A 10277-nucleotide genomic window follows, 5' to 3' on the forward strand; every position below is an offset into this window, starting at 1 on the left:
TATGAAAAAAGCAATAAAATATATTGGAAAAAAAACAGAAGACATATTTTTATGGGCTTCTGGTGCAGAAGTTGAAGTATTAAAAATGGTTCCCTCTGAAAAAAGTAAGTATTTTGGAATTGGAGGAACAATTATTTTTACAGCATTAATGGCTAGTTTTGCGGGTGGGTATGCTTTTTTTACAGCGTTCAAAAGTACTTATTTATCAATTCCTTTTGGACTATTTTGGGGAGCATTAATTTTTAATTTAGATAGATATATTGTGGCTTCATTTGGTGTTGGTGATGGAAAAAAAACCATCTCTAGGCAAGAATTAATTGAAGCTGCTCCTAGATTAGTAATGGCAATTATTTTAGGCTTCGTAATTTCAACACCTCTCGAATTGAAACTTTTCGAAAAAGAAATAAATGCAAAAATAAGCACTGATATAGCTATCGTTCAAAATACAATTATAAATTCTAGCAGCACAGATCCAAAATTAATTTCATTAAAATCTGAAAGAACTCAATTGGTAAGTAGCATAAAAAAAAGAGAAGAAATAATTGAAAATAAAAGGTTTTTTTGGGAAAAATCAAATAAAGACAAAAATGATGAATGGAATACTGGGAAATTCAGTGGAAAACTTGGTAAAGGAGGATACTATGATGACTTAAAAAAAGTAGCAGATGATGCAGAAGTAGATTACAATAAAAACAAAACAAATTATTCAGCTCTTAACGATTTAGATTATAAAAAAATTGATTTACTAGATAAAAAAATTGATCAACGAGACGCTCAACTACGTGTCGAAATTGAAAATCAAACAACAGTACAGTCTCAAAATGATGGTTTATTAGCTAGACTAAAAGCTTTAGGAGATTTAACTAGTGAAAATACAACCCTTTTATTTTCAAAATGGTTAATTACAATATTGTTTATTTTTATAGAAATTGCACCTATTTTATTTAAAATGATGACTGAGCGTGGTCCTTACGATGATATAATAGATAGAAAAAAACATGAGATAAAAGTGCAGCAATTACAATTACAATCAAATATTAATCAAGAAATTAATACTGCAGTAAAAATACATACAGAAAAATATGAACAGAAATTAAATGCAGAATTACATACTAATAAAGAAATCTTAGAGTCAATTGCAAAAGCACAACAAGAAATTGCTATTGTTGCTATAGAAAAATGGAAAGAAGAGCAAAAACAATTAATTCAAAACAACTCAATTCAGATAATTAAAGGAAATAATTAAATGAGTAAACCACTAACCAAATCCCGCTTCAAAACCGCACTAGAGTGTCCAAATAAACTTTTTTATACTTCCAAAAAAGAATATGCAAACAACAAAAGTGAGGATACTTTTATGCAGGCATTGGCTAGTGGTGGTTTTCAAGTAGAAGCTTTAGCACGCCTCCACTACCCTAACGGTATTTTTATAAATACGGAAAACTACGAGTACGATAAAGCAGTACAGCTAACCCATGAAGCTTTAAAATTAGAGAATGTTGTAATCTATGAAGCTGCTTTTCAATTCGATGGATTGTTCATTAGAACAGATCTTTTAGTTAAATCCGGAAAGCAAATTAAATTAATAGAAGTAAAAGCAAAATCATTTGACCCAACTGATGAAAATAGTTTTATAGGCAAACGAGGAGGGTTAGTTAGTGACTGGAAGCCCTATTTATTCGATGTAGCATTCCAAAAATATGTAGTTCAAAAAGTACTACCGCAACAACAAGTGGAAGCTTATTTTTTAATGGCCGATAAAACGAAAAAGGCAGCTATCGATGGTTTAAACCAATTATTCCGAATACCAAATAACGGCAACCCAAGAACAGATATCATTCAAAAAACAACTTCTTTAGAAGAAATTGGCGCTTCTGTTCTATCTGAAATAAATGTGGATACCATCATTAACGATATCATCCAAAATAAATATAAATATTACGAAAACCTCAACTTTGAAGAAGCAATTACTACATTCCGAAAAGCATACCAAGAAGACAGTTATTTAAAATGGCCAACCCAATTCTCCGCTTGTAAAAAATGTGAATTCAAAACAACACCAGAACAGGAAAAAGAAGGACTAAAATCAGGTTTCAAACATTGTTTCTCAAAACAATTAGGTTGGACAGAATTAGAATTCAAAAAACCAAATGCAATGCAAATATGGAACTTCAGAGGAAAAAACCTCATGGAAGAAAACCGTTTGTTAATGGAGAATATGATTGTAGAAGACATCAATATAAAACCAGAAGCAGGAAGAATTGCTCCATCAGAGAGACAATGGATACAAGTAGAAAAAGCAGTAGCAAATGACAATACCATTTTTGTAGAAAAAGAAGCTTTAAAAGAGGAAATGGATAAATGGATATTTCCTTTACACTTTATAGATTTTGAAACAAGTACTGTAGCATTGCCATTCACAACAGGGAGAAAACCCTACGAACAAGTTGCTTTCCAATTCTCACACCATCAATACAATGAAGACGGCAGTATAGAACACAAAAGCGAATACATAAACAATACAGCGGGTGAATTTCCAAATTTCTTATTTGCGAGAGCATTAAAAAAAGTACTAGAAAATGACAACGGTACCATTTTTAAATTTGCACTGCATGAAAACACAATCATCAATGCCATTATTACACAATTAGAGGAAAGCTATGAAACAGATAAAAAAGAATTAATCGATTTTTTAAAATCCATCAGTAAAGCAACAAAAAACCAAGCAAACCCTTGGGAAGGAGAACGCAATATGGTCGATTTATGCAAAGTAGTTAAAGACTATTATTACAACCCACATACCAAAGGATCTAATTCTATAAAAGCAGTTTTACCTGCAGCATTAAATTCAAGTAATTTTCTAAAACAGAAATACAGCCATCCTATTGGAAATATCAATCTTAGCAGTTATAATTTTCCTTCCAATCATATATGGTTACAAACAAATGGTGATGCCGTAATTAACCCATACAAAACGCTACCCCCATTATTCGACAATTGGATAGTAACCGATTTAGAAGAAAACATCTCCGATATGGAAAACATTGCAGATGGTGGAACCGCCTTAACGGCCTATGCTAAATTACAATATGTTGATATGCCCCCCAAAGAACGAGAAGAAATTACTAATGGCTTGCTTAAGTATTGTGAATTAGATACCTTAGGTATGGTTATGATTTACGAACATTTTAAATATGATATAATTATTTGAAACTATCGAGGATTTATAGATACAGTAAACTTATTCTTTTCAACCATAAAAAATTTTCACAGTTGCTTACACCAGAAAAAAAACGCCTTTTTTTTAATAAACATAAAAGTGAAAAAGCTTTACATTTAGGTAATTCTCACACCTATATCTAAGCAACAACAAAACATAAATATGGGATAAAAATAAAAGAGGGTATAGATAAATTTACAATGTATTGGAGTGCTAGTAATTTTGGAGGTAATTCTTTTGATTACATTAGAGATAATGTTAGAATTGGCGATAGTATTTATTTGCAAAAATTTGAAAGTGTATTTACATTTTGGTATGTAATTCATAAGTATCAAAAAATAGCCCTATTATCTAAATCAGCAATTAAAAGTCTAAATGACTTAGAGAAATTATCTGGTTTTGTAGTCTCTTCGGTTTATATAAATACTTATGAAGAAACACAAAAATCAGATGAAGTTAATGGAACAGATTATGGAAGTAAATGGACTCAAAGTGCTAAAGAAAGAGGTTATATTTATTTAATCGACTTTTCAGGATTTGGTAATTAATAAAAAACAATAGAATGGGAAACATAGTAGCAACCTTATGCCGCAGCTGCGGTTTTAAAAATGAATTTAGACTAGGTGGAGGTAGATTTAGTTATCTAACTAATTGTCCAGTACCTGCTATTAACAAGGAAACTTTAGAATTTGAAAACATCAATTATTTCGACCATAAAGACTCAGGGAAGTATCTGTTTTATTCCGATAATGATTTAAAAGGGGATAATTACAATGATAAAAAATTCAGTAATTTTGATCTATATTTTAATGAAGAAGGAAATTACTGCCCCAGTTGCAAAGCCAAAAAACTAGCATTTCGTATAACAATGTATTTAGATTAGTTGATTTAATGATCTCATTCTGGGGAATAAAATCATCGTTTGCTCAAGTATTCCTAACTCATCATTGCTGTTTGCTCCATTTCGCTAATTTCATTTTCTGAGGAACATTAGGTACCTTTATTACTTGATTCAAAAAAGGCAATTTATATGGAAACTAAAGAACTGTCCAGGAAACAATTATATGATTTAGTTTGGTCAACACCTCTTTCCAAACTAACAATGCAGTATGCATTTTCAAATAATGGCATAAAGAAAATATGCAAGCAATTTGAGATACCACTGCCTCCAAATGGCTATTGGTTAAAACTCAAATTCAATAAAAAGGTTAAAATAGAAAAGTTAAATCCTGTTTTTGGTAGCGTGGATAAAATCATTTTAACCATAAGAGAAGAAGGAAATCCAATCAATGTAGATCAAACTCCATTAACAATACATACCAAGGAAATAGAAAATGATCCACAAGCTCCCTTAGTCGTTCCAGACAAAATTACAAAACCTGATGTTTTAACCATTCAAACCAAAGATTATTGGAATGGTAAAATAAAATTCACTTCATATTGGGACGATAATAGAATAGTCTATCCAATCAGAGTGGAAAAAAACAATAGAGAAAGAGGCTTGATATTTATGGATACCTTAACGAAATTAATAAGATATAGAGGCCATACAATATCAAAACAATATGGTAATGCATGTGTTGTAATTGATGAGGTTTTTATTGAAATAGATTTAAGGGAAGCTAAAAAAAGAATTCCAGCAACAACCAAATACGAAACTTCAGATTACGTACCAACTGGTGAATTCATTTTTAAAATTGGAAGACGCTCCGGGGAACGTGAATGGAGAGACGGTCACGTAAAAATTGAAGAACTCTTAGCGAAAATTGTTGCTAAACTAGAAGTCTTAGCCGTAAAGGAAAAAGAATGGAAAGAACGGTTAAGAATAGCTAATTTAAAAAGAGAAGAAGAAGAAAAACGTAAAGCTGAAATTAAAAAGATAAGAGATGAAGAAATTACCAAATACAATAAGTTAGTAGCCTTATCAGAACAATACAACAAAACGCTCTTGATTCGCCAATACATTGATGCAGAAAAGCAACATGCATTAAACATGAATAACTTAACACCAGAGAAGCAAGAATGGATAAACTGGGCCACAGCCAAAGCAAATTGGTTGGATCCATTAATCAACAGTCCTGATGAGTTATTAGATAGCTAGGATAAAAACGAAATAGAAAAATAGCAACAGTCAACCACTTACTACCAAATATTGATTGATTATTAAGGTCTATTCATATTGTGTTTTTAACTGTTTTTTTTTAGAGCAACTTCAATTAAAACTCGTAAACTCTCTGAAGTAAACTTTCAGTCATTCCTTTGGCAAAATAACGAACCAATAAATCATCACTATTTTCTAATTCACATTTCACAATGGTAGAAATATATTCAAATTGATGTTCCTCATCTGTGATAAGAGGAAATATCGGAGGGCAATTGTATTGCATCATGATCGCTCCCATAATAATTCGGCAAACTCGGCCATTACCATCCGCAAAGGGATGAATTTTGTTTAAAAAAGTATTATGAAAATAGGCCAAAACAGAAAGTATATGTGTGGCTTCATTAGAATTGTCAATCCTTTCAAAGCGGTTGTTAAATAACCCCATATGCGAAGCCATAATAACAGCTAAATTATAATGAGGGGCATATTCTTTATTTTCAAAAAAAGGCTCTCTCGATCCTACTGTTGGAATATTTCTGTAATTCCCGATGAGTTCTGGTTTAAACTCCACTTCCCATGCCAAATCAGACCCCATTAAATCTTGATGAATCCCTTTTACAATTTCTTCTGTCAATTGAAAATCTTCAAGTTTATCCAACAGAGATTTCATAACATCCTTATGGTTGGAAATATTGAGCAAAGAGGTCATTTTACCAACCCTTACCAACTCATTGTTTAAAAATTTTATCGTATCGCCATAATGCAATTTATCATCCTCTATTCTTGCTGAATAAAAAGAATAATTATTGATTAAGCTATCTTTAAATTCAGGAGACCATTTTTCCCTTGGAAATTTCTCTTGGAACTTTTGAAGGGCTTCATTAAAGTGTTGAAGGTAGTCGGGAAGCATTAACGAATTAATCTTTATATTTATTGAATATAAAGCGAACCCACATCTTAATATCGTGAGGGTAAGCAAAAAGAGTGTCATTATCTTTCACCAAAGTTTTTCCAAAAAAGAATCTTTGAAAATCATTTTTAAAAGCAGCGGGTATCCTATCAACAGAAACGAAGTCCTTTACTGTTGAAAGATTTTTTAAAGATAATATGTCTTGCCTTGTCATTAACATAGTGCAAATTTAAGTAATTGATTCTAAATATACACAGATTAATGGATATTTTAACTATAAAGACTATTTAATTCCGTGAGAATAGCAGCGTATTTCTCTGTATTAATGAAGTGTTTCTGTATTAAAAAGAACATTTCCGTTAAATATCACGGGCAATCAAGCGGTCTCCCTACGGTCGTTCCCTTTGTTCCGTTCGGCAGTTCCAGTCGGTCAACCAAATATTTCCACAACAAATTTTCGTGTAATTTAGGGGATCTTTTTTTTATCATAAATAGCTTGGTCTCCCTCCATTCCACAGACACTACACAGCACTAAAAAATATAGCAGTCCCGCTAAAAGAAAAGGCGGGACAGCTATTTTTTTTGCGCCGTTCCGTTCCTCATCTCCACACGGTCACTTCCTGCGTTCGTCGGGGCTATTACAGCCACAATGCAGCTTCATTCCGTTCCGCTTCCCCGCCGCGGCGGGTACGCTGCTCTGCAATCAGCAGTATTATGTCTGTCGCCCCTTATTTTTTCAGCGGTTGCTCCTTCGCACAGCCATCGGGGTTGGCTCCGTTCGGTGAAAAACCTCACTTTGCCCTAAATCAAGGTTTCCCTCCAAAAAAAGTCGGGAGTGTTTTATTATTTCCCCGTCGTTTCACGCTCCTATCCGCTACGTTTCGCTCCCTTTATGTAGCACAAATACGTTAGTATTTAGCCCTCAACTTTTGTCATCCTGAGCGAAGTCTAAGGACGCTCAACTCCCGCGTCTAGGGTGGCTATTCGATTGCCGCAACCCCGCCACTGCGCTCCTCATCCGCATAAAAAAGTTCCTTCTCGTCCCAAAAGACGAGACCACTTTTTTATGCTCCTTGCGGTGCTTGGGGGTGTTTAATTGCCGCTTCCAGTAGAACGATCCCAAAAGAAGAACAGTAACGAGAATGTTTTGTGATACAAGAAAAAAAATAAAAAAAAGAAAGTAAAGGTAAGCTCCGGTTTCAAAAAGTAAAGTTCAAGCCCTCCGGGTTTTTGAAAATATCTCCACCCTTACATTTCCACTTCATAATTTGACAAACCGATGAGGTTTCGATTTCCACAGAAGAGTTGGGTAGTATTTTTTCAAAAAAACTGGACTCCTTTTAAAACCTCCTCTTCTTAGGCGACTTTCTTTTTTTTCTTTTCCTTTTAAAAATAGTAGGGTGCCGAGCGCAGCGAGGCACACAATCTAAAACCAGAAATCATGCCAAACTTCATCATCAAAACCCATCAGAAAGAAACCATTTACAAGGGAAACCAAATCTTTATTCTCAACAAAGGAATGAACAGCGGCAAGCCCCAAAAAGAGCCTTTTACCAATAGTTATGTGATTATTTTCTCAAACCAAGAGGATTCAGAAACAATGTACTGGCTTGCTTATTGCCTTTGGAAATTCAAATTCTGGCATCAGTCTCTTTATGGCTCTGTAATTCCTTTTTTGCGAATCCAAGATTTTAAAAAAGATTTCTCGACTAAAGTCAATGAAATGCTACACGATTTTTAGCAACAACAAAAAGAAGTTAAGGTGTTAAGATTGTTGGAACAACAAGAAGATCAATTGCATCAGAATATTGTCCTTATAAACGAAATGAAGAGAGTGATTTTGAAACGGTATTTTACTAAATAAAATGCCCGATCTAAATTGTCCCGACTCCTTTTAAGCCTCATGGGTATCGAATATTTGGACTGATCTAAACAAAAAAAGGATTTGCATATCTACACAAATCCTTTTTTTGCTTAATCATTTCCATCTATTCGTTCCAATTGGAAACTGCTATATTCATCCCATCGGTTTCCATTTTTATAACCTCTTTCGAATTTGGCAAAATACTTTTTTTCCTTTTTGTCAAATTTTATACCGCTAGGTATCCCACTGTCTAATTCTTCATTTGTCAATTTATGTGGGACTGATATTTGAACTTCTAATTCATACTTGTCAATTAAATAAGAGTTCCACTTATAAGCTTCTTCGTCGCTATAAGTTATTAAATCCCTTCTTAAGGAAATAAGTTCTCTATTACCCTCCTCTGACTTATCAACTAAATCATCGACAATCCTGCTATTTGCCATAGAATGATCCTGATTTCTTGCTGTTCCAAGGATGCTGTCTAGTTTTCTTTCGGATTCGTTAATCACCACTTTCCAATCGGCAATTTTCTTTCTCACCTCGGCATTTGACGCAACTATTCTATCCTTAGCAATTGAGCTACTCAGTATTATAATCGTGTCCACTTTTTCACCAACTTGCTTAGTGCTATCAGCAAATAGTTTCTTCTTTACTCCTTCATTAGATAAACTGTCAATAAGAATTTCTTTAACCTCTGGAGTTTCTTTATGCTTACTATATTTAGCCGAAGTGGCTAACCACATACCTCTGTCATATGCCGACATCATATTCAAATTCATAACCAATACGTTAGCCTCTTCTCGCTTCTTATGATCTGGAAGTGATTCAAACCATAGTACATAGTTTTTTACTTTAGCCTCATAAGACGGTTGTGTCTTTTTAGATTGACTTTGTACGGATAACCCGAATACCAATACAAATCCTATTATTATTTTTCTAATCATAATTTAATTGCATCTTTAAAGGACTTTTTAGGATTAATTTTATTCTATTTTGTGGTATTCATACATTAAATTTCCATTCTGCATATCAGTTATCACTATCCATTTAGTGATTGGATTAATTGCAATAATCATCTTGCCATTAGGACTGATGCCTTTATAGATAACTGAATTAGCTTCTTTAAGAATTCCTGTTACTTTAACAGCAATTTTATTTTCTCCATCAGGCGATGAAGTTGAAATAGTCATAGTTCGCGTCTTCTCCTTCCATTTTATTGTAGAAAATGATTCCGCTTCCTCAACATTATACTTGGGCATTTTGGTTAATTTCTTCCCACTGTACATAGACCAAATGGTTTCATACTCGAAGTCTTGAGCACTAGCTCCGAATGACATTAATAGTAGTGCTATAAAAATTGTTAGTGTTTTCATTTTTAGATTTTTTATGTTTATTTATTACTCATTCCCTGCCCCTAAAACACTTAAAGCTCCCATAATCCATAAGATAGGTTTCCATAATAAAAAGAAAGCTATTATCGTCAATATCGAAAATACTGACCAAAACCAGAAATCCAACTCATGGCTAAACACAGGAAACATTTTGTTTAATAACATAAAAACCCCGAATGGTACAGCAGCCAATGCGAATAAAACTCTGACAACGTACTTAATAAGAAAAACGATAATATCTAATACTACTTGAAATAACATAATAGTTCTTTTTAATTGTTATTGTAATTGTGTTTTGAATTATCTTCGTCCATGGCTACAAGCAGTCCGCCATTTAACAATGATAGACCAGCTCCAATAATACCACCTACATTTCCCTTTTTACCTGCAAAAACAGCAATTGCCATTCCTGCGGCAGCACCCGATGTTAGAATTTTACCCACTCCGTTGATGTCCAACTCAGTGTTTGATTTTTTAAATGGATTTTTCATAATGATTTGTTTTTTAAATTAATACTGCAATACTAAGTCAGCAGACTGTCAATTTGTGTCAGCCATAAATTATTTTTTTAAGCAAAGCTACTGACGCGTTTTGTCAGTACAAAGCAGTACGTTTGTAATGTAAAGCAAATGACATGAAATGAGCACAACCTAAAATTGGTCACAAATACTAATGAAAATATGCGAATTACATCGCAGAGTCAGGAATCTAACGCAATTTTAAGACAAAAAATACTTAAAATTGTAATATGAAAACAGCTTACAAAAGACTCAATCGTGACCATAGAA

Annotated in this window: 12 protein-coding genes; 6 read left to right on the forward strand and 6 right to left on the reverse strand. The window is 33.2% G+C overall.

Annotation, left to right across the window (positions count from 1 at the left end; translation table 11 throughout):
- Window position 1: 1 nt before the first annotated feature.
- From BMW63_RS17970 to BMW63_RS07085, 5 genes are all read left to right on the forward strand, one after another.
- The gene (locus tag BMW63_RS17970) at window positions 2-1246 is read left to right on the forward strand and encodes a DUF4407 domain-containing protein (RefSeq protein ID WP_074722653.1); all 1245 of its coding nucleotides are present in this window, start codon (window positions 2-4) and stop codon (window positions 1244-1246) included.
- On the forward strand, window positions 1247-3211 hold the full coding sequence (locus BMW63_RS17975) for a DUF2779 domain-containing protein (protein ID WP_074722655.1): 1965 nt from the start codon (window positions 1247-1249) through the stop codon (window positions 3209-3211). It begins immediately after the preceding gene.
- A 209-nt stretch (window positions 3212-3420) separates the two neighbouring features.
- Window positions 3421-3768 carry a hypothetical protein gene (locus BMW63_RS07075; RefSeq protein ID WP_074722657.1) on the forward strand — a complete coding sequence of 116 codons (348 nt, stop codon included), beginning with the start codon at window positions 3421-3423 and terminating at the stop codon, window positions 3766-3768.
- A 14-nt stretch (window positions 3769-3782) separates the two neighbouring features.
- The gene (locus tag BMW63_RS07080) at window positions 3783-4103 is read left to right on the forward strand and encodes a hypothetical protein (protein ID WP_074722659.1); all 321 of its coding nucleotides are present in this window, start codon (window positions 3783-3785) and stop codon (window positions 4101-4103) included.
- Window positions 4104-4250: 147 nt separating this feature from the next.
- Window positions 4251-5321 (forward strand): hypothetical protein, encoded by a 1071-nt coding sequence (locus tag BMW63_RS07085; RefSeq protein WP_074722661.1) that lies wholly within the window; start codon window positions 4251-4253, stop codon window positions 5319-5321.
- A 115-nt stretch (window positions 5322-5436) separates the two neighbouring features.
- Here BMW63_RS07085 and BMW63_RS07090 read toward each other — a convergent pair whose 3' ends face one another.
- Both BMW63_RS07090 and BMW63_RS07095 read right to left on the reverse strand, forming a co-directional pair.
- Window positions 5437-6234: a Fic family protein gene (locus BMW63_RS07090; RefSeq protein WP_074722663.1), complete on the reverse strand. Its 798-nt coding sequence runs from the start codon at window positions 6232-6234 to the stop codon at window positions 5437-5439.
- A gap of 7 nt (window positions 6235-6241) precedes the next feature.
- Window positions 6242-6448: a hypothetical protein gene (locus tag BMW63_RS07095; RefSeq protein ID WP_232226431.1), complete on the reverse strand. Its 207-nt coding sequence runs from the start codon at window positions 6446-6448 to the stop codon at window positions 6242-6244.
- A 1227-nt stretch (window positions 6449-7675) separates the two neighbouring features.
- On the opposite strand from BMW63_RS07095, the gene BMW63_RS07100 reads away from it, so the two are divergent.
- On the forward strand, window positions 7676-7975 hold the full coding sequence (locus BMW63_RS07100; RefSeq protein ID WP_245744898.1) for a DUF6943 family protein: 300 nt from the start codon (window positions 7676-7678) through the stop codon (window positions 7973-7975).
- A 233-nt stretch (window positions 7976-8208) separates the two neighbouring features.
- Here BMW63_RS07100 and BMW63_RS07105 read toward each other — a convergent pair whose 3' ends face one another.
- Genes BMW63_RS07105 through BMW63_RS07120 form a run of 4 tightly spaced genes read right to left on the reverse strand, consistent with a single transcriptional unit; the run spans window position 8209 to window position 9980 of the window.
- The gene (locus tag BMW63_RS07105) at window positions 8209-9042 is read right to left on the reverse strand and encodes a hypothetical protein (RefSeq protein WP_074722665.1); all 834 of its coding nucleotides are present in this window, start codon (window positions 9040-9042) and stop codon (window positions 8209-8211) included.
- 39 nt (window positions 9043-9081) lie between these two features.
- On the reverse strand, window positions 9082-9471 hold the full coding sequence (locus tag BMW63_RS07110) for a hypothetical protein (protein WP_139174211.1): 390 nt from the start codon (window positions 9469-9471) through the stop codon (window positions 9082-9084).
- A 24-nt stretch (window positions 9472-9495) separates the two neighbouring features.
- A complete protein-coding gene (locus tag BMW63_RS07115) occupies window positions 9496-9750 on the reverse strand; it encodes a hypothetical protein (RefSeq protein WP_074722669.1) in 255 nt (84 codons plus the stop codon).
- A gap of 11 nt (window positions 9751-9761) precedes the next feature.
- The gene (locus BMW63_RS07120) at window positions 9762-9980 is read right to left on the reverse strand and encodes a hypothetical protein (RefSeq protein WP_074722671.1); all 219 of its coding nucleotides are present in this window, start codon (window positions 9978-9980) and stop codon (window positions 9762-9764) included.
- Window positions 9981-10277 lie beyond the last annotated feature (297 nt).

Origin of the sequence: Flavobacterium frigoris, assembly GCF_900111075.1 — a bacterium.
Lineage (GTDB): Bacteria > Bacteroidota > Bacteroidia > Flavobacteriales > Flavobacteriaceae > Flavobacterium > Flavobacterium frigoris.

Excerpts from the sequence above, each read along its gene's own strand:
- BMW63_RS17970 (WP_074722653.1), top strand. The coding sequence starts at position 2 with ATGAAAAAAGCAATAAAATATATTGGAAAAAAAACAGAAGACATATTT.
- BMW63_RS17975 (WP_074722655.1), top strand. The coding sequence starts at position 1,247 with ATGAGTAAACCACTAACCAAATCCCGCTTCAAAACCGCACTAGAGTGT.
- BMW63_RS07075 (WP_074722657.1), top strand. The coding sequence starts at position 3,421 with ATGTATTGGAGTGCTAGTAATTTTGGAGGTAATTCTTTTGATTACATT.
- BMW63_RS07080 (WP_074722659.1), top strand. The coding sequence starts at position 3,783 with ATGGGAAACATAGTAGCAACCTTATGCCGCAGCTGCGGTTTTAAAAAT.
- BMW63_RS07085 (WP_074722661.1), top strand. The coding sequence starts at position 4,251 with ATGGAAACTAAAGAACTGTCCAGGAAACAATTATATGATTTAGTTTGG.
- BMW63_RS07090 (WP_074722663.1), bottom strand. The coding sequence starts at position 6,234 with ATGCTTCCCGACTACCTTCAACACTTTAATGAAGCCCTTCAAAAGTTC.
- BMW63_RS07095 (WP_232226431.1), bottom strand. The coding sequence starts at position 6,448 with ATGACAAGGCAAGACATATTATCTTTAAAAAATCTTTCAACAGTAAAG.
- BMW63_RS07100 (WP_245744898.1), top strand. The coding sequence starts at position 7,676 with ATGCCAAACTTCATCATCAAAACCCATCAGAAAGAAACCATTTACAAG.
- BMW63_RS07105 (WP_074722665.1), bottom strand. The coding sequence starts at position 9,042 with ATGATTAGAAAAATAATAATAGGATTTGTATTGGTATTCGGGTTATCC.
- BMW63_RS07110 (WP_139174211.1), bottom strand. The coding sequence starts at position 9,471 with ATGAAAACACTAACAATTTTTATAGCACTACTATTAATGTCATTCGGA.
- BMW63_RS07115 (WP_074722669.1), bottom strand. The coding sequence starts at position 9,750 with ATGTTATTTCAAGTAGTATTAGATATTATCGTTTTTCTTATTAAGTAC.
- BMW63_RS07120 (WP_074722671.1), bottom strand. The coding sequence starts at position 9,980 with ATGAAAAATCCATTTAAAAAATCAAACACTGAGTTGGACATCAACGGA.